This window comes from Epilithonimonas hungarica (assembly GCF_900102265.1).
Taxonomy (GTDB): Bacteria; Bacteroidota; Bacteroidia; order Flavobacteriales; family Weeksellaceae; genus Epilithonimonas; species Epilithonimonas hungarica.
In genome coordinates this window covers 386,016-405,779 of sequence record NZ_FNBH01000001.1, presented here as the reverse complement: position 1 = coordinate 405,779, position 19,764 = coordinate 386,016, and the positions used below count along the sequence as shown (strand labels likewise).

Below are 19,764 nucleotides of genomic sequence, written 5' to 3'. Positions count from 1 at the left end.
TCAAGAAATTTCTTTGAGGTTTTTTTATTATTTTTGGAAAAAACTATTTCATGAAAAAACTATATTTTCTAACTATCCTTTTTTTATCTATTTTTTCAATTGCACAGGAAAATTCTTTAAATACAACAAAATTATTTCAAGTCAACACCTATAATGGTGGTCAGCTTCTAAAAACAATGTTTGACAGCGATGGGAATCACATATCTACAGGCTATGCAAATGGTCCTTATAATTTTTTGAATGAGACAATTCCGACCATTGGTATAAATGATTTTTACATTGCAAAGACCGATAAAAATACTGGTGGAAAAATATGGCTTAAGACGCTTAATGCAGGGATTGGTGGAAAAATCCAACCTTATTATATTACGATTGACAATAATAACAATATATATGTTGCTGCAACATTTGAAGGAACGATAGAAATAAATGGTAATTCTTATGTTCCAACGGAAGCCGGAAAAGTTATTATTCTAAAATACGACAATGATGGAACCCTATTATGGGGGGCTAAAATTGAGCAGCCTGCCATATATAACAATTCCAATGCAAAAATTGTAACAGAGGGAAATATATTATTTTATCTCAATGACCGAAATCTATTAAATCTAAATGTTGACAATGGAGAAATCATTAATCAGAAAATGTACACAGATATTACCATATCATCAATTCAACTGAAGAATAATGAATTATTTTTATCATGTTCTGCGAATAATACCATTCAGGTTCTGGGAAGTAATTTTAACACAAACGCTGGGTTTATTTTAAAAACAGATTTAAATTTCGAACCTAAATCTTTTTTAAAATTATACGGAAATCCTAATCAATCATCTAGAATTTTTGACATCTTAATTTCTGACGACAATACTCTCTACATTATATTATCATTATCTTTCAGCGGAAATCTTATTGCAGAAAGTAGTTCAGGTTATATCAAAACAGGCTTAAAAAACGCGAATCAAACTGGTTATACTAGTAATTTTTGGGTAGCAAAATTCAATTTGGATTTTACTAATTCAGAATGGATATATGGTCACTTGTCAAATAGCTACATCTCACCTTTTTGGGGTCCAAAACTTTATAAAGGAAGCAACAGTGATGTAAACATTGTTTTTGGACAACCCAATTTAAGTGGATACTATTACAATAATATTTTCTATAGTTTCACAGGAAGAGCATTTTTTAATATCAAAAAAGATGGTACTCTCCGTAATTCTATTAATGGAATCCCATTCGATAATTATAATGGATATTATGATGTTGATATTAAACATGATTCTGAGAATATATATGTGACAGTTCCAAGATTTGATTTTTCAAATACGGAGGGCTTTTACAGTACAGATATTCTAAAAAAAGAAAATAATGAGGCAGACCTATCCATAATTAGAACTTATCAACCCAATAGTGAATTTGGCTATCTTCGAAGTCGAGAATTATTTAAGGTTTATGAAAATGGCGATATTTATAATTCTTATGTTACAAAAGGAAAATTATTTAACTATTTTGGACAGGAAAATGAAAAAACGGCGAACAACAATATCATTTCAAAATTATCTTCCAATGGCAATCTGCAATGGAAAATAAAAGCAGAAGGTGTTATAGATAATTATACTGATTATTGGATAGAAGGACATCGCATCGACATAAACAATAATAAAGAGATAGTTTCTGTATTCAATTGTTATCACGATGATTTTTCATCTTGTAAAATAGTCGACAGCAAAGGATATTTTGAAGAATTTTATTCCGGCGCAAAAATATCAAAATTCAATGATGACGGTTCTTTAAAATGGTCAAATTATCTAGGTTTTTGGGTAGGTTGGCCTGGAGGACCATTTGCAAAAGATATTTCCGCATACTATGATAATGAAGGGAATGTAATTATAGTGGGCAAAACCAATTCAACAAACATATTCTATAATAATGAAGAATTTCAAGTCCCCGGGAACAGCTTTTTCATATTAAAACTTGATACCGATGGAAATAAGATTTTCTTCAAATCGTTTCCTTACATAATAGGCTCAGAATTATTTACAAGATTTGACCAACAGAATAATATCTATATGTTCTTTAATGTTGAAAATCAAAATAGCGACATGCATTTTGATTCTGTAACAATTCCACAAAACGGGCAAAGTAATTACAAATTCGTGATGTTAAAAATGAATTCACAGGGAAATGTAATACTAGCTAAAAATTATCTTTCAAACAACGCTGGCAATGTTGAATATGTAAGTACCGATGTTAAATTTGACGGTGAGAATTTTGTTTTGTACGGTTATACAAGTGATAATATGAATCTACAAAATGAACCTTTTATAAATCCTTATCCAGATACTTTATATAACTCTACTTCATTAATATCAAAAATCACTATTTTAGGAGATATTCTTTGGTCATATCCCTTCTTTTCTTCTGGCTATTCAAATTCCTTACCAGATTCTTCAATTAAAAATTATAATTCAAACAATATTGATTTTGATGAATATAAAAATATTTACATTATTGATATATGGAGAGGCTCCTTGAATTATAGAAGTAATGAAATACCAGCAGTATCAAACTTATACACCAAATTATTAAAACTTGATTCAAATGCAAATTTAAAATATTATAAATCCATTGATTATTCTGAAAGCAACCCTTACTTAAGTGTTTATGGAAAAGATAAAGTGGCAATAGCTTCTAATAGCTTTAAAAATTCTGTTTTAGACCATACACTTGATGATTTAGGAGGTTTTAATAATTATATATTATTCTTAGAAAAAGAAGAACTGGCTACGCAGGATATCCCTAAAAGCACCTTTAATGTATATCCCAACCCAACGTCTGATTTCATCAACATCTATACAAAAGACAAAATCAACAATATCGAGATTTACGATTCTACAGGAAGAAAGCTAACCACAGAATTCAATTCAAATAATCAAATTGATGTCAGAAAACTCATCAAAGGCATCTATTATATAAGAATAATAACTGACAAAAATAATCTGACCTCCAAATTCATTAAGAAATAGAATCAAACCGTAGAATTTCTGCGGTTTTTTATTCCCAAAAATTCACGGTTTGCTTTTTGATTAGCAAGAACAATCAAATCAAAAGTAAAACTATGAAATCGCTTCGCGATTACATATGACATTTAATAACAACTAAATCTTCATATGAAACTCAAATCTCCCGAACCATTCTGGCTCGTCAAAGACGGCATCAAACATTCTTATCCTTCGCTTAGAGAAAATATCGAAACTGAAATCCTTATTATCGGTGGCGGAATAACGGGTTCGTTTTTGGCTCATCAGATGATAAAAGACGGCTTCAAAACTGTTTTGGTTGACCGACGAGAAATCGGGAATGGAAGTACAAGTGCAACGACATCGATGCTTCAATACGAGATTGACGTTCCTCTTTTTGAGCTCTCAGAAATGATTGGGAAAGAAGGTGCAGAAAAAGCCTATTGGGCGTGTTATGAGTCTATCGACACTTTAGGGAAAGTCGCTAAGCAAATCAAATCTGAATGTGGTTTCAAGAAAAAAGAGTCACTTTATTTTGCGGCTTTCAAGAAAGATGTTCCTGACTTGATGAAGGAATTCGAAACGCGGCAATCGGCGAAGTTTCCTGTAAAATGGCTTTCATCAGAAGAAATCAGCAAGACATTTAAAATCGATAATACTTTCGGAGGAATCTTATCTGAACAAGGTGGAAGCATCGATGCATTTTGTCTGGCGCACGACATTCTACATTACAATCATAAAAAAGGATTGCAAGTTTTTGATAAAACCGATATTATTAAATTCGATTACAAGAAAAATGGCGTCATCGCTACTACAGAATTTGAAAATACAATCAAAGCTAAAAAAGTAATCTTCTGCAACGGTTTCGAAAGTACAGAAATCATCAAAGACGATTTTGTAAATCTATTATCAACGTATGCGATCGTCGGCGAACAACACGAGAAAAATCACAAAGAGCTGAACGACCTTTTGGTTTGGAACACGGCCGAACCTTATATTTATATGAGAACTACTGATGATAATCGGGTTTTGATCGGTGGCGAAGATGAGGAGTTTGTGAATGCTAAAAAACGTGATTCTTTGCTTCACGAAAAGGAACAAAAATTGGTTAAAAAACTGGATAAATATCTTCCTGAAAATGATTTTCGGACCGATTTTGTCTGGGCAGGAACTTTCGGTGAAACCAAAGACGGATTGCCTTACATCGGTGAACATCCTGATTTCCAAAGCGCTTATTTTGTTTTAGGTTTTGGAGGGAATGGGATTACATTTTCGGTGATAGGAATGGAAATGGCTTCTGATTTTCTTAAAGGCAAAAAACACGAATTGACCGAGTATTTCAGATTCAGGAGATAATTGTTCTATGCCGATCTGAGATTTCATTTTTTATTCTAAATTTGAATTAAGTTGAGCGCAAAGTCCGCGAAGATTTTTTAACAGTATTGCAAATATTTTAAGTTCACCCAGACACTTCGCTCATCAATGAATCTTAATAAACATCAAATTATGAAATCTCTATTTATAATTCTTTCTGTAATGATATTCTCATCATTCGTTAATGCCCAGAACAAAGGGTTTGACAAGAAATTAGCTGATTCTCTCGGAGCTGACCAATACGGAATGAAATCCTATTATTTAGTTATTCTCAAAAAAGGAAAAGCTGAAATCAACGACAAAGCCAAAAAATCAGAACTGATGAAAGGTCATATGGAAAACATCAGCAAACTGGCAAAAGACGGAAAGCTAATTGTTGCAGGACCTATGCTGGAAAAAAACCAAAATGATTACAGTGGAATTTTCATTCTGGATGCGAAAACCAAAGAAGAAGCAGAAAGTTTAGTCTTGACCGACCCTTCTGTAAAGTCAGGGATTTTCGATGTCGAAATTTATAAATGGTATGGTTCCGCTGCACTTCCACTCTATTTGAAATCTCACGATAAAGTCACCAAAGTTCATTTCTAAAATTCTCCAAGCACAAAAACCACTAAAAAATAGTGGTCCTGAAAAATTAATTTCTATTGATCTTGATTTGATTTTTTTCGGTCGCATTGATGATCTTTGAAACATCATCCGGCGTAAACTTCCCTTTCACATCTACAAAAACACTCTGGTCATTATCATCATTCACAGTAATTATCATTCTCTTGATAATATCATTGGTTTGCTGTGCGTTGATGCTTACAACCTGACCTTGTTGTTTTACGGACATCCATTCTTCGTAGTTATTTTTGGTCAGATATTTCTGGAATTCTGCTTTGACTGGTGTTTTGGAACTTTCCACAATCAAGACCTTTACATCACTGATCTTCTTTACAAGGTCTATCACTTCCTGACTTTCTCCGTCTTCTTTCAAAGCCTGCTTCACATAAGATTTAGCTAAAAAAGTCGGAACATTGATGCTTACAAAAGTTGAACTCTCCTTGAATCCTGGGTTGTCAAAAAAATCGGTATGAACTTTTTTCTGAGAAACCATACACGACTGTAGAAAGAAACCGACAATCGTCAAAATGATAATGTATATAAATCTTAACATAATTTCTAGTTTATAGAGTTAATAGTTGAGCCCGTCATTTCGTTGGCAGATTTTGTCACTTTAGAAGGATTTCCTTTGTATTGTACAGACGCTGCCGATGTTGCACTTGCTGTTAAACTTTCTGTCGTATTAATTTTCACACTAGCTCCGGAAGACGCATCTACGACTGCAGATTTGGTTACAAAATCACCTGCTGAGATAGAACTTCCGCTGCTTGCGCTGTAAACTCCGGAATCTGCTTTTCCCGTTAACTTGATAGAACTTCCGCTGCTTGCTTCCAAAGCCAGAGATTTGGTTTCAAGATTCATTTTCACACTTACACCAGAAGAAACGTCCAAAGCTGTGTTGGTAGAGATTATAAAGTCGCCGGAAACTTGTGAACCTGATGAACAGCTTGCCGCAAAAGTAGTTTCGCTAACTGGAGCAACCGCTTTGAAAGTCGAACCGGATTTTGTAATCAGTTTTGATAATTTTGGTCCGGAAACGATAACCTTCAATTCATTGAATCTTAAATTTTTAACGCCTTTGTTTCTCACGAAGATTTTCAAGACACCGTTTTCAACTTCTGTGATAATGTATTGTTGTTTCTCAGGCTCCACTTTTACAACCACACTTTGTTTTGTACTTTGAGTGAATTCTACTTCCACTCCCGAAGACGTTTCTATTCCATTGAAAGCAGGAACATCTCTCACACTTCCAACATTGGTTTTGTCAGATTTGATTGTAGAAACCGGATTTACAGAAGTCACATTTTTGGTTTCCTGCATCAGATTATTCACATCATCCATAGAGATTTTTCCGTCCAGCATCATCAGCACAGAACTCTCTTCCGACATAATATTAAGAATCAGATTGTCCATAACATTCGCTGTGATATCCTGCGCCATAAACTTGATTTTAGCATCGCGATTGTTCACGGTTACCAATTCCTCATATTTCATATTTTTGAGGGAATTCGCAATTTCTTTTTCAATTTTCTTTTCATCTACGAGCGGATTATCTGATTTTGCAGATTTTTCCAGAACCAGCATTTTAAGTCCATTAACTTTTCCTAAAAGTGGTTGAATCTTGCCAAGTTCTTCATTATCGATTTTTAGATTATTCAACAATTTGAACATAGGTTTTGCAATCTTGATAGAGGTCACGCCTTCCGTGTCCTGATACTTATCAAAGAGCTTATTGAGTTCTTCTGTTTGTCCGAAAATATTAGTGGACAGAAGAAATAATACGATTAATATTGATATTTTTTTCATAAGTAATTTTATAATTTGTTTACGGTCTTATGCAATCGTAAAACGATTTCATAATGATTTTGTCTAAGGTCCTGCAATCGCCATTTAATTTAGTACTATTTTCAGAATATTCTTCGATAGCGATTTCAATTAATTAATATTTAAAAATTAAGAATCCTGTAAAAGTCTAATGATTGACTTTGGGCAGATTCTGCTTGATTTATGGTTTGAGTAACGTTACTTGCGAAATAATTAAAAGTATCCTCTGTCACAGCAATAGCTTCCTGCTCGCTATAAACCGGCTTTCCATTGATGATAACATAATTCGGGTTGTAATCCGAATCTGAGTTTACTTTATTTTGATTAAGATTTTCATTTATTTGTTTTGGTTGATGATAAGCAAATTGTGCTTTTGATTCTTGATTTTCAACTGTCTTTTTCTTCTCAACTTTTTGTGTTTCAGGTTGAACATTTTGTTGAGCCAAAACTGATTTTTGATTTGAAACTTCTTCAACTGGAGAAACTTTTGAAGCTTCAACTTTCTTAGGAGCTTCTGTATGTTTTACAATCTGAGGTTCAATATTTTCCGGATGATTAAACATCCAAAATCCGCTGATTCCCATTAATAAAACTAGACTCGCCGCCATCCAGTATTGTGTATAAGATTTTCTTTTCACAATCGGAAGTGCTACTATTTTTGGCTCCTCTGTTTTCTTTAAAAAATCCTCGAAGCTTATATCTAATTTATCCTGTTTCTCTTCTTTCAGAAAAGAAAAATACGGATTATCACTTTCATTTTTCAGGAACAATTCTTCTTCCGGCGTAAGGTCTTCGCCTTCGAAGAATTTAGATTCCCAATCCTTGTATCTGTCGGTTTTCATACGCATAAAGTTTGTTAATTGATTCTTTCACTTTTTGTCTGGCTCTCATCAGGTTGACCCGGACTGCATTTTCTTCCATTTCCATCATTTCCGAGATTTCCGAAATCTCATATTCCTCAACATCTTTTAAGTGAATGACCATTTTTTGTTTCTCGGGCAGTTGGTTGATAAATCCCAAAATCTGCTCTCTCATATTATTTGTCTCTATCTGATAAAGCTCTGACTGATGTCTTGTCTGGCTTGCAAACCCCAACTTCACTTCGTGGTGTTTCAGGCGGTTCAGACATTCGTTTTTCACACTTCTCATTGCAAAACTTTTCAGGTTTTCTACAGCCAAAAGTTCTTCCTTCTTTTGCCAGAACTTCATCATCAGATCCATTACAACATCTTCGGCTTCGTCTGCGCTCATCAAAAACTTTTTCGCAAAACGATACATCTCATCCTTGAGAATATATACCATTTTTTGAAAGTTGTCTTGAGTCATAGATTCAGTTTAATGTTTTGAGGTTCAAAGTTTTAGTTTTGAAACCTTTACAATTTCTTGGCTGTTTAAAAGTAAGACATCTGTAATGTAACAATTATTACATCAAAAATAAAAAAAGAACTCTAATAATTATTAAAGTTCTGATAATCAATTTATTATTTTTTATAATATTTTTAAAATTCTGACGTTATATTTCACTCGAAGTAACTAAAAATGACAAAATTGTATTTTTATATTGAATGTTGTTTTTATGTTGAATCTGCGCCCCGACTTGAGTGGAGCTCTTTTTCTTTTTTATCAAAAAAGAAAAAAGCGGGAACGGAAGGCGGATAAAGGCGCCCAAAATACTCTACAATTCTCCGTTTCCTGCAGATGCCGAATCTTTTTCGCCGGCTCCTTTTGGATTCATTGTTTTGTTGAATTTATCCATTTCGAAAGGAAAATCCTCAAACAACCCAGACAACGACAATGCGGAATAAACTTTCCCAGAATACTTGTTCCCAATGGCAATAATCGTCACTTTCGATTTCAAAAGATGTGCAAAAACCGAGTTAGTTCCGTGCCACCAACCGTTGTGATAAGTTAGTTTTTCACCGTTATCAAATTCTTTCATTCGGAAACCAAGACCGTAATTGTTGACTCCTTTTTTCTCGTTGCTGTAAGGTTCAAAGATTTTGTTTTCCAACTCCGGTTTCAGGAAATCTTTGGAATATAATGCAATGGAAAAATTAAGCAAATCCCTTGGCGTTGTGTATACGTTTTTGTCACCGTAAATCAAATCCAGTTTGTCCAAAGGATACAGTCTGTAACCACTAAAGAACGATTGCGAAGCTGTTGGGATATCCTTTTTCTGGAAAATATAGGTATGACTCATCTTCAAAGGTTTGAAAACAATCTCCTGCATTGCTTCCGGAAAAGGGGTTGCAGTCACTTTTTCAACAATCAGTGCCAGCAAAGCAAAGTTTGTGTTGCAATACATAAATCCTGTGTTGGACATTCTTGCCAAAGCCGGCTGGTATTTGATGAGCATATCCAGAACATCCTGATTCGTCAAGAATTCTTTTTTGAGTTCTTCCGGAGCAGGTTTTATGCCCTGATCAAAATGTTCATATTTCGGAAGTCCGCTTCTTTGTGACAACAGACTGAAAACGGTAATATCTTTATAGGGAAACTTTGGAAAAAATTTGGTCAAGTCATCTTCCATTTTCAGTTTTCCAGCTTCTACCAATTTCAAAACCGCCATTGCTGTCATTGTCTTGCTGACCGAAGCTACGTGAAGCGGCGTGATGGCATCAATCGGCATTTGCTTACCTTCTCTGCCAAATCCCCTGTACTTTTCGAAGATGATCTTGTCACCTTTTGCAACAAGAATTCCTCCGCTAAGGTCGCCTTGTTCCCAGATTTTCTGATAATAATTGTTGATTTGAGGAAGAATCGTAGATTCGTTGGAAAGTGTAGATTCTTGTGGTGTGAAAACTTTGGTTAAATCTACGTTGCCATAATTGGGAAGTTTAGATTCGTAATTTTCATTGATCTGTTCTTCTTTCTTTTTACAAGAACTAATACATACAACCGCTAAACCTATCGTGATTACTTTTCTGAAATTCATTCTTTGCCAACTTCTAAGGATTCGCAAGTTAACATAAAATGAAATTTTGACCGAAAGTAATTATCTTAAGAAATGTTAAATGTGGAGAAATTTTAAGAATTAATTTTCGAAATCTGCCAGAATCTTATCGACAATAAACTGAGCTAATTTGATTTTACTTTGACTTGTCCAGCCACCAATATGCGGTGTAACAATCACTTTTTCAGAATCTAATAAAAATTTCAAATCTTGGTTCTCTGTTTCAAGATTTTCAAAAGAAGACTTTTCATACTCCAAAACATCCAAACAAGCACCTAAAACCTTACCTGATTCAATTGCTTGTACTAAAGATTTAGTTTTTAAATTTTTCCCACGAGCTGTGTTTACAAAATAGAAATTCTTTTCCATTTTTGAAATGAATACCTCATCAATCAAATAATGCGTTTCCATAGTCAGAGGAATATGAAGGCTTAAAATATCCGCTCTTTTCTGCAGTTCTTCCAAAGAAACCTGCGTTGCAAATTCATCGGAAAGATTTGGTAAAATATCGTGAAAAATAACCTCAACCCCGAAACCGGAAAGTCTTTTAGCAGTGGCTTTTCCCATATTCCCGTAACCAATGATTCCGAAAGTTTTTCCCAACAATTCATTGCCTCGATTTTCTTCTCGTCTCCAGATCCCGTTTTTGACTTCGTTGGACGCGATGAATAATCTATTCATCAGAATCAATAACATTCCCACAACGTGTTCCGCAACGGAATCTCTGTTTCCTTCCGGAGAATTAATTAATTTGATCCCTAATTTTTCCGCAGTTTCTATATCGATATTTTCCATTCCCGCTCCTACTCTCGCAATGAATTTGAGATGAGAAGCATTGGCCAGAAAGTTTTTGTCTAACGGAATTCGGCTTCTGATAATGATTCCCTGATAATCTTTTATTTTGTCCAAAACCTCATCATAAGTCGAAGAATGGTCTTCTTCTACAACAAAACCTTTTGCTGTAAGCTGCTCAGAAATTAACGGATGATTTTTATCGAGTTGAAGGATTTTCATTATTATAGATATTAGAAATTAGGTTTCAGATATTAGAACCAAATTGTAATGCAAAATTAAAAAACGAGCTTTAATAAAGCCCGTTCTTAAATTGATATTTTAAAATTATTCTGTCCCCAGAAATAATTTTTTGAGTTCTACAGAATCGGTTGGTTTCATCCTTCCGGACAAGATCAATGATAATTCTTTTCTTCTCAAGGCCGCATCGAAACGAATGATTTCCAGTTCTGTTTCGGGCTCTATTTTTGGGATCGGAATAGGACGATTGAACTCATCAACTGCTACAAAGGTGTAAATTCCTTCATTCGTTTGGATTTTTGTCTGATTGATCGGATCATCCAACCAAACATCCACATAGATTTCCATAGATGTAGAAAATGCCCTGGAAACTTTGGATTCTAAAACTACAATTCCGCCTTCGGGAATCGGATGATTAAAGGAAACATGATTCACAGACGCTGTCACAACTCTTCTTTCGCAATGTCTTGTTGCGGATATAGAAGCTGCTCTGTCCATTCTTGACAACAGTTCGCCTCCGAAAAGATTTCTTAATGAATTGGTTTCGTTGGGCAAGACGATGTTCGTCATTACCGTTAGGCTATCTATTGGTTTTTTGGATTTTTGCATTCGTTGTCGGTTTTATACTATCTGTTTTTGTTGAATCTATTTTAGGTATTGCCAGAGTTTTTTTAGGCTCCGCTTTTTTGATGATCTTTTTTGTAGGAATCTGGGATGACTTTCCAAATATGAGCTCTTGGTCACCAAAGAAAAAAAGTGTTGCACTCCCAACAATCACGATACCAATAAAAGCCCAGATCACACCCTTATTAAAAGTATAATTTTCTTCTATTGATGTTTTTTTTGATTTCAAGGTTTTAAGCTGTTGCAGATCAACTTCTTCAAATCCAAAAACATCAGAATTACTATCTGTTATCTTAACTACTTTATTCTGTTCATCTAATTGAAATTGACCAAGATTTTCCAAATCGAGGAAATTATCTGCCTGCAATTTCTGAAACCATTTAGCAACTTCGGATTTTAGATTCATCTGGACGATGGAAAGATCGGAATCAGTTTCTTCTGCAATAAATTTCGCCAGCTGACTATCATATACGGAGAGATCATATTCAAAAGCGATAGTCTCTTTCGGTGGAATAATAATAGAGTTCTCAGCATCTATTTTAGCCGATTCCTTTGTAAGTTCGAAAACTCCAAATTCCGGAACTTCTGCCCTATTATGCTTCAGAAGATATTGATATAAAAGATATTCAAAATTCATCGCCACAAAACTACATAATTTTTGATGTTATAGAAAATATAAAAGGCTGCTTTTACAGCAACCTTTTGATTTGATATGAATTAATTGAAGTGTTAATACGCAAACTTTACAACTTCTGAAATGTTGTTGCCGGAGATCTTCATCAGATACAATCCTTTTTGAGAAAGATTCAATTCGATAGGATTTCCATTTGCATTTACTTTTAAGGTCTTTATTACCTTTCCTCCGAAATCATAAACGGTCAACTCCAGATCCCCTTTTGCAGAAGTGAATAGTTTACCTGCTGCGACTTGAGCTTTTGTCTTTCCGCCGGCTTCTGAAACAGCCATTGCAGTAAGCGTCGTTGGTCCTTCCAAATCCCTATCCCCAGATTGGAAATCAGCTCCGTTTGATTTGTTTTTGAAAACAACTCCAATTCTTTGGACCACCGTCCCCTGAGGCATTGTATTGTTGGAGTTTGTAAATAGTTTTGTGTTTAAATTGATAGTTCCAACATAAGCACCTTCCGTGTTGTCCCAAGTCATTGTGGTATTTGAGTTTGACCAGGCATCATCAAAGTTTCCTTGATTATTATCACCATCAGATTGAGCAGACCAGACGTGAACATAGAACGTGGGCTGGCTTTGTGGGTCATAGAAACTCCAATCACCTGATTTCCCGTAAGTAAGATTGTAAACACCGTTCGATACGGTATAAGTAAGCTGCGCAGAAAGCGTAACACCTGCCAATGCGGCAAGCATTAATGAATAGATTTTTTTCATAAATGTAAATTTTTAAGGTCTATATACAATTTCAATGTACATTATACACGTACTTGAAATTGTTGTAAATCTAATATTAATTTTAAGTTAACAAATAAAAATTTACAAAATAGACCTTAAAAACTCACAAATCATTGATTATCAAATCAAAAATTTTTATTTCAGTTTTAAAGAAACCCCAAAAAGGAAGTTAATTCCGGCTTGTGCGAAGTAATATGGTCCACTAAAACCGTTGTTGACATACTTAGTATCGGTGAAATTATTTAACAAGAACCTCAAAGTCACATCTTGTTTCCTGAGAGGCAACTTATATGACATATTAAAATCAGGAACAAAATATGCATCCAACTGATTCACTTTATCGCCTGTGTTATCCAGATATTGTTTACCAACATATTGAGCTGTAATTCCCAGATTGAAATTTTTGAATGGCGAATAGAAAACATTTCCATTGGCAAGGAAACTTGGTGAAAAAGATATCTCCGTATCTCCCAAATTTTGAATTCCTGATTCTGACTCAAAATAAAAATCTTTGTTTTTGTTATCACTAAAAGTTGCATTAGCAGAAATTTGCAAATCTTTTGTGATCTTTGACAGAATCCCTAATTCCAGTCCAAGCCTGTAACTTTTGCCACTATTGGTCCTAATGAACGCTCCCACATTATTGACCTGCCCATTCAAAACCAACTGGTTTTTGTAGTACATATAATAAGCATTTGCGGTCAAAGCAACTTTTCCGATCTGCTGTTCCCAACCTGCTTCAAAATCATGAAGTGTTTCGGCTTTTGTTTCCGGATTGGCGAAAAGGTCATCTCTGTTCGGCTCACGATGTGCATTGGCATATGAAACAAAGACTTTACCATTTTCTATATTAAAATTCACCCCTGCTTTCGGGTTGAAAAAAGTCCATTTTTTATGAAGATCCACACCTTCATCATCGCCTTGCTGGATCACTTTTGTATCGTAATCGATATTTCTCAATTGTAAGTCTCCAAAGAACTCAAATTGATTCAGTTTGTAAATTGCTTTTGCTAAACCAGAGACTTCATTTTTAACAGAACGATTTCTGTAATATTCAAACTCATTGATTTCCGGAATAAAAACTCCTGTAACATTTCCAAAATGTCTTCCGTAATATTGATTCGCAACTGCTCCAACATTAAGGCTCAAATCACCCAAATCCCCATACAAGGTAGAGATCACACCATAAAAATCGTTATCCAGCCACTTCTTTCTAATGAAATCCGAATATTCTTCTTCGCTTCCTCCAACAATTTGATTTGGCAAATTATATCTTGCAAAAGGGTCACCTTGTTTATAATTTTCATAATAACCTTTCCCTTTTGTATAATGGGCTGTTGTCTCTAATTTCCAATTATCAGAAAATTTCTGATTCCATAATAGCTGATAATGATTTTGTCTGTAGTTATCGGTTTCATTATTATAATATCCCGTTATATTTTCCCAATTGGAATCATAAATAGCTCCAGAATAGTTGAATCTTGGATCCGTTTCCCAAGTCGCTTTGTCAACACCGTTCCAAGCCTGATAAGTTTTCTCTTTCCCTCCAAAAGCCAAGAATCTCAACTCGGTATTTTTTTCTTGGAACAAAGCAGAAAAGTTATAGGAATGAAGTTTTGAAAATGCTCTATCGATATATCCATCAGAATGGATGTAAGTATATCTTCCCATTACAGATAACCGATTTTTCCAGAATTTTCCAGAGTTGACCTCAGCAGAATATTTGTAAGTATTGAAAGAACCATAGGAATCATCCGTTTTAACAGAAAATTCATCCGATGGGTCTTTGGAGAGCACGTTCACACTTGCGCCGAATGCCGAAACGCCATTTGAAGATGTTCCAACACCTCTTTGAATAACAATCTGTGACGCAGAACTCGTGAGATCCGGAACATTCACAAAGAACGTTCCTTGAGACTCCGAATCATTATAAGGAACTCCGTTCAACATCACATTGATACTCGTCCCTGCAGTTCCCCTGATCCTAAGCCCCGTATAACCTACTCCGTTTCCAGCATCAGAAGTGGAAACAACCGACATTTGATTTTTCAGAAGAATCGGCAGATCTTGTCCGAGATTTTTGTCTGCCAGATCTTTTTCGACATTGATGATCGATTTTGCAACCGGCGTTCTTTTTGTGAATTCGACGGCAGGAATAGAAGTAATTTGTGCAGAATCCTGAACAGTTTGTGAAAGATAAAATGGAGCAATGAATACCCCTAAAAAAACAAATCCTTTCATTCGTTTAAATTTTTGTTGTTAAAATTTATTGGAATAAAAGGGGCGACTATAATTATAATTGATCATTCATAATAGATAAATGATTTTTTATAACGTTATTATTAATCAATTATCGCTTATCATTCATCAATTATAATGAATGTTTCCCTAAACAGCATTACCTGTTCTAGGTTCATTGGGTATAATCTCAGCTTGTGACAGCACCCCTTAAATTTCTGACTGCGAAATTACATTTTTTTTAATTAATATGCATTATTATTTCTGTCAATAAAAAAATACGTTTCCCCATCCTTGGAAACCTCGAAAAGATTAGCCGTTTTCCAACTCAAATTAGTTTTGATATCTTCATAAATAAAAGGGATAACCGTTTTATTATTTTTATCTACAACTCCAAATTTGTCATTTTTCACAGCTACGATCATCGGGTTTTCAACATCACCCTGTAAAACATAAAGCATCTGATACTGAGGATAAATATTAAAATCTTTGTATCCACTGATGTCCACATCCTCTTTGCTTACCAAACCATAACTCCCATTGAGCGCAAAAGCTTTGTAAATAGATGAATGGTATGACGAAGCACACTTTCCGAGATCGGACAGTTTGTACCGATAGACTCTGTTCCCCTTTTTATCTATTCTGTATGACACCTCGTCTTTTTCTACGGTGGCATAATCCGAGGTTCCGAAAATTGCAACACTTTTATTCGGTGAATTAAGCAGATTACAATCTTCCGAGAAGAACATAGCAATATGATACTCAGGGAAAATGACAAACCGCCCACCCTGGTCTACATATCCGAATCTTTGATCTATTGCTTGGGGAATAAGTGCAGGAATCTGGTCTTCCTTCATCTGAGAACCAGACAGAAAGAACCAGCTTATAAAGATTAAGCTTAATTTTTTTTTCATCGATGTTGTTTGTGTTTAAAGATATTCGATTATCGCTTTATAATAATCAGAGTTTCTAAGCAGCGAAAATACAAAAACTATTATTAATATTAAAATGATGCTTTTTTTATTAAATATATAATTATCAAGTTTGATTTTCAAATTATAATACCTCTTAACAAAATTGATAAGCAAAACGAATACCAAGACAGGAATTGAAATAACAAACAAAGGATTGTACTTGAAGGCCTCTAGGAATCTGAAATGCAACAAAGAATGAAAAGCTCTCTGAACACCGCAGCCCGCACACTCATAGCCTGTCATTGTTTTTAAAGGACATTTTAAAAAGAATGAATATTTCGTCGGATCAAAAAAATAATAGATGCAAATCAAAGTTAAAAAAAAGACAAAAATTACAATTGACTTTTTTCTATTCTTAATTAATGATTTGACTTTCAAGATAATATGTTTTTGAGACTATTTTGATTTTCAAAATAGAAATTATTATGGTAAAAATATAAAATATAGATAAAACATATCTAATTTATTTTCAATCTAAATTATTCCATTCTTAAAAAAGCTTAAAATTTCGTAAATTTGGGCGAATTTAATAAGAAATTAAATTTCCACGATAGAATTAAGATTTTATTTAAATTAAAATTAGAAAACTATTAGTAGCGTATAGACTTTGCGGGATTTTTGGACTTCAAAGCACCAAAGACAGTTTGCAGATCTATTTAAATTAAAGAATGAAAAGACTTCTATTATTATGAATTATCAGGATTACATCCAAGAGATTGAAGAAAGAAAAAATCAAGGGCTTCACCCTAAACCAATTGATGGCGCAGATCTATTAAGCGAGATCATTTCACAAATCAAAGACACGAATAACGAATACAGAGCTGATTCTCTTAAATTTTTTATTTATAATACATTACCCGGTACAACAAGCGCTGCAGGTGTAAAGGCTAAGTTTTTAAAGGAAATCATTCTTGGTGAATCTGTAGTTGCTGAAATTACTCCAACCTTTGCCTTCGAATTATTGTCCCATATGAAAGGTGGACCTTCAATTGAGGTTTTACTTGATCTAGCTTTAGGCTACAATGAAAACATTGCAAAGCAGGCTGCAGAAGTTCTGAAAACCCAGGTCTACTTGTATGATGCTGATACAGCTCGTTTGAAAGAAGCTTACGAATCTGGCAATGTGATCGCTAAAGATATTTTGGAAAGCTATGCAAAAGCTGAATTCTTCACTAAACTTCCAGAAGTTCCGGAAGAAATTAAAGTAGTTACTTTCATCGCTGGTGAAGGTGATATTTCTACCGATTTGCTTTCTCCTGGGAATCAGGCACACTCTCGTTCAGACAGAGAACTTCACGGGAAATGTATGATTACACCTGAAGCACAGGACGAAATCAAAATGCTTCAAGCTCAACACCCTGATGCAAGTGTAATGCTTATTGCTGAAAAGGGAACAATGGGAGTTGGTTCTTCTCGTATGTCTGGGGTGAACAACGTCGCACTTTGGACTGGGAAACAAGCAAGCCCTTACGTACCTTTCGTAAACATCGCTCCGATTGTAGCAGGAACAAACGGTATTTCTCCAATTTTCTTAACAACAGTTGATGTAACCGGAGGTATCGGAATCGATTTACAAAACTGGGTAAAAAAAGTTGATGAAAACGGAAATCCTGTTCGTAATGAAAATGGTGATATTGTTTTAGAAGAAAAATATTCTGTTGCTACAGGAACTGTTCTTACAATCAATACTAAAGAAAAGAAATTATACAACGGAGATGTTGAATTGAAAGATATTTCAAAATCATTTACTCCTCAAAAATTAGAATTTATCAAAGCGGGTGGTTCTTACGCCATCGTTTTCGGTAAAAAAATCCAGACTTTTGCTGCAAAAACTTTAGGAATTACAGTTCCGACAGTTTTCGCTCCTTCTAAAGAGATTTCTATTGAAGGACAAGGTCTAACTGCTGTTGAAAAAATCTTCAACAGAAATGCAGTAGGTGTTACTGAAGGTAAATTGTTACACGCAGGTTCAGACGTTCGTGTAGAAGTAAACATTGTTGGTTCTCAGGATACGACAGGTTTGATGACTTCTCAGGAATTGGAGTCAATGGCTGCAACCGTGATTTCTCCAATCGTAGACGGAGCTTATCAGTCAGGTTGTCACACGGCTTCAGTTTGGGATAAAAAAGCGCAGGCTAATATTCCTAAATTAATGAAATTTATGAACGATTTCGGAGTGATCACAGCTCGTGACCCGAAAGGTGAATACCACGCAATGACAGACGTTATTCACAAAGTTCTTAACGATATTACGGTTGACGAATGGGCAATCATCATCGGAGGTGACTCTCACACAAGAATGTCCAAAGGTGTTGCTTTCGGAGCTGACTCCGGAACGGTAGCTTTGGCTTTGGCAACAGGTGAAGCTTCAATGCCGATTCCTGAATCTGTGAAAGTAACTTTCAAAGGTGAAATGAAAGAGCACATGGACTTCCGTGACGTGGTTCACGCAACTCAGGCTCAGATGTTGAAGCAATTTGACGGAGAAAACGTTTTCCAAGGAAGAATTATCGAGGTTCACATCGGAACACTTCCGGCTGACCAGGCATTTACATTCACAGACTGGACTGCGGAAATGAAAGCGAAAGCTTCTATCTGTATTTCTGAAGACGATACTTTGATCGAATCACTAGAAATTGCGAAAAGCAGAATCCAGATCATGATCGACAAAGGAATGGATAACCATAATAAGGTTCTTCAAGGCTTGATCAATAAAGCCAATAAGAGGATCGAGGAAATCAGAACTGGCAGCAAGCCGGCTTTAACACCAGATGCTAATGCAAAATATTACGCTGAAGTAGTTGTTGACCTGGATGTAATTGTTGAACCAATGATTGCTGACCCAGATGTAAATAACGATGATGTTTCTAAAAGATATACGCACGATACTATCAGAGACCTTACTTTCTACGGAGGTGAGAAAAAAGTTGACCTTGGTTTCGTAGGTTCTTGTATGGTTCACAAAGGCGACCTTAAAATCGTTTCTCAGATGTTGAGGAATCTTGAAAAACAAAATGGTAAAGTAGAATTCCAGGCTCCATTGGTTGTAGCGGCTCCTACTTATAATATCATTGATGAGTTGAAAGCTGAAGGTGACTGGGAATTATTAGAGAAATATTCTGGTTTCGAGTTCAACGATGCTGCTCCGAAAGGCGAAGCTCGTACTCAATATGAAAATATGATGTACCTAGAGCGTCCGGGATGTAACCTTTGTATGGGTAACCAGGAGAAAGCTGAAAAAGGAGATACTGTTTTGGCAACTTCTACAAGACTTTTCCAAGGAAGAGTGGTTGAAGATTCAGAACGTAAAAAAGGAGAATCCCTGTTGGCATCTACTCCTGTAGTTGTGCTTTCTGCAATTATCGGAAGAATCCCAAGTATTGAAGAATACAAAACTGCAGTTGAGGGGATTGACTTGACGACTTTCGTTCCATCTATCAAAGAATTGGTTACAGTTGGTCATTAATAATTGATTTAAAGTCGAAAGACTTTTAAATATAAAATGGAAGATTTCTTTTTGAAGCCTTCCATTTTTTGTTTAGAATCTTTCCATTTAACGTAAGCTGAAATTATTTTAACTTATATCAATGTCAAAAGCTTCATTTTTTCCTTAACTTCATAGTCATAAAATATTTTAATCATCTATCATTTTTATCCTATTATTAAGGTGTAGGAATAGTATTTGATTAATGTATTGAAA

At 34.9% G+C, this 19,764-nt stretch carries 16 protein-coding genes; 4 read left to right on the top strand and 12 right to left on the bottom strand.

Going from position 1 to position 19,764, the window contains the following annotated elements; all coding sequences use genetic code 11:
- The first annotated feature begins 50 nt into the window (after positions 1–50).
- The 3 genes from BLT30_RS01860 (at position 51) to BLT30_RS01850 (ending at position 4,982) form a co-directional block, all read left to right on the top strand.
- Complete coding sequence (locus BLT30_RS01860) at positions 51–3,026, top strand: T9SS type A sorting domain-containing protein (RefSeq protein WP_089870942.1); 2,976 nt, start codon at positions 51–53, stop codon at positions 3,024–3,026.
- Positions 3,027–3,170: 144 nt separating this feature from the next.
- Positions 3,171–4,376, top strand: coding sequence for an NAD(P)/FAD-dependent oxidoreductase (locus BLT30_RS01855; RefSeq protein WP_089870940.1), 1,206 nt, complete (start codon positions 3,171–3,173; stop codon positions 4,374–4,376).
- Between the two features lie 150 nt (positions 4,377–4,526).
- Positions 4,527–4,982, top strand: coding sequence for a YciI family protein (locus tag BLT30_RS01850; protein ID WP_089872846.1), 456 nt, complete (start codon positions 4,527–4,529; stop codon positions 4,980–4,982).
- Positions 4,983–5,028: 46 nt separating this feature from the next.
- Here BLT30_RS01850 and BLT30_RS01845 read toward each other — a convergent pair whose 3' ends face one another.
- The 12 genes from BLT30_RS01845 to BLT30_RS18465 all read right to left on the bottom strand — a co-directional run bounded on the left by BLT30_RS01845 (position 5,029) and on the right by BLT30_RS18465 (position 16,376).
- Positions 5,029–5,553: a DUF4252 domain-containing protein gene (locus BLT30_RS01845; RefSeq protein WP_089870938.1), complete on the bottom strand. Its 525-nt coding sequence runs from the start codon at positions 5,551–5,553 to the stop codon at positions 5,029–5,031.
- Positions 5,554–5,558: 5 nt separating this feature from the next.
- Entirely contained in the window at positions 5,559–6,806 is a 1,248-nt protein-coding gene (locus tag BLT30_RS01840; protein ID WP_089870936.1) for a DUF4252 domain-containing protein, read from the bottom strand.
- Between the two features lie 140 nt (positions 6,807–6,946).
- Positions 6,947–7,666: a hypothetical protein gene (locus BLT30_RS01835; RefSeq protein ID WP_089870934.1), complete on the bottom strand. Its 720-nt coding sequence runs from the start codon at positions 7,664–7,666 to the stop codon at positions 6,947–6,949.
- Entirely contained in the window at positions 7,632–8,126 is a 495-nt protein-coding gene (locus BLT30_RS01830; RefSeq protein ID WP_245707092.1) for a sigma-70 family RNA polymerase sigma factor, read from the bottom strand. The genes BLT30_RS01835 and BLT30_RS01830 overlap by 35 nt, the downstream gene beginning before the upstream one ends.
- A 373-nt stretch (positions 8,127–8,499) precedes the next feature.
- Positions 8,500–9,759 carry a serine hydrolase domain-containing protein gene (locus BLT30_RS01825; RefSeq protein WP_089870930.1) on the bottom strand — a complete coding sequence of 420 codons (1,260 nt, stop codon included), beginning with the start codon at positions 9,757–9,759 and terminating at the stop codon, positions 8,500–8,502.
- A 99-nt stretch (positions 9,760–9,858) separates the two neighbouring features.
- Entirely contained in the window at positions 9,859–10,791 is a 933-nt protein-coding gene (locus tag BLT30_RS01820; protein WP_089870928.1) for a 2-hydroxyacid dehydrogenase, read from the bottom strand.
- Between the two features lie 105 nt (positions 10,792–10,896).
- A complete protein-coding gene (locus tag BLT30_RS01815; protein WP_089870926.1) occupies positions 10,897–11,418 on the bottom strand; it encodes an acyl-CoA thioesterase in 522 nt (173 codons plus the stop codon).
- Entirely contained in the window at positions 11,390–12,070 is a 681-nt protein-coding gene (locus BLT30_RS01810; RefSeq protein ID WP_089870924.1) for an HU domain-containing protein, read from the bottom strand. The genes BLT30_RS01815 and BLT30_RS01810 overlap by 29 nt, the downstream gene beginning before the upstream one ends.
- A gap of 92 nt (positions 12,071–12,162) precedes the next feature.
- The gene (locus tag BLT30_RS01805; protein WP_089870922.1) at positions 12,163–12,831 is read right to left on the bottom strand and encodes a T9SS type A sorting domain-containing protein; all 669 of its coding nucleotides are present in this window, start codon (positions 12,829–12,831) and stop codon (positions 12,163–12,165) included.
- Between the two features lie 156 nt (positions 12,832–12,987).
- Positions 12,988–15,093, bottom strand: coding sequence for a TonB-dependent receptor (locus tag BLT30_RS01800; protein ID WP_089870920.1), 2,106 nt, complete (start codon positions 15,091–15,093; stop codon positions 12,988–12,990).
- Positions 15,094–15,335: 242 nt separating this feature from the next.
- Entirely contained in the window at positions 15,336–16,004 is a 669-nt protein-coding gene (locus BLT30_RS01795) for a WG repeat-containing protein (protein ID WP_089870918.1), read from the bottom strand.
- Positions 16,005–16,019: 15 nt separating this feature from the next.
- Positions 16,020–16,376, bottom strand: a complete 357-nt coding sequence (locus tag BLT30_RS18465) for a DUF2752 domain-containing protein (protein WP_394332192.1) — start codon at positions 16,374–16,376, stop codon at positions 16,020–16,022.
- A 376-nt stretch (positions 16,377–16,752) separates the two neighbouring features.
- Here BLT30_RS18465 and BLT30_RS01785 point away from each other — a divergent pair, with 376 nt between their 5' ends.
- Positions 16,753–19,530 carry a bifunctional aconitate hydratase 2/2-methylisocitrate dehydratase gene (locus BLT30_RS01785; RefSeq protein WP_089870914.1) on the top strand — a complete coding sequence of 926 codons (2,778 nt, stop codon included), beginning with the start codon at positions 16,753–16,755 and terminating at the stop codon, positions 19,528–19,530.
- Positions 19,531–19,764: the final 234 nt, after the last annotated feature.